This window comes from Opacimonas viscosa, from assembly GCF_024199005.1.
GTDB lineage: Bacteria > Pseudomonadota > Gammaproteobacteria > Enterobacterales > Alteromonadaceae > Opacimonas > Opacimonas viscosa.
The window spans coordinates 1-206 of the sequence record NZ_JANATA010000431.1 but is presented as its reverse complement, the minus strand read 5'-3'; the positions used below and the strand labels follow the sequence as shown (position 1 = coordinate 206).

Sequence of the window (206 nt, the reverse complement as noted above, 5' to 3'; positions counted from 1 at the left end):
TATGCAAAATACCAGACGGCGATGCCAGTTGTTGGCACACCTGCTGAAACGTCTCGTTTTGCATAATGGCCTGAGCACACGGCAATTCCTGATCGCGGCTGCGCAGTAAATTTCGTACGGCCAGGCGATTTAACGGCGACGCAATGTGGGGAATTTTAAGCGGCACGGTTGGCCTGACTGGCAAAGCAACCTGCACAAAGGGATGA

At 52.9% G+C, this 206-nt stretch carries 1 protein-coding gene; it reads right to left on the bottom strand.

Annotation, left to right across the window (positions count from 1 at the left end):
- A partial coding sequence (locus tag NLF92_RS14155; protein WP_254102917.1) for a hypothetical protein occupies positions 1–206 on the bottom strand: 206 nt, incomplete at both ends.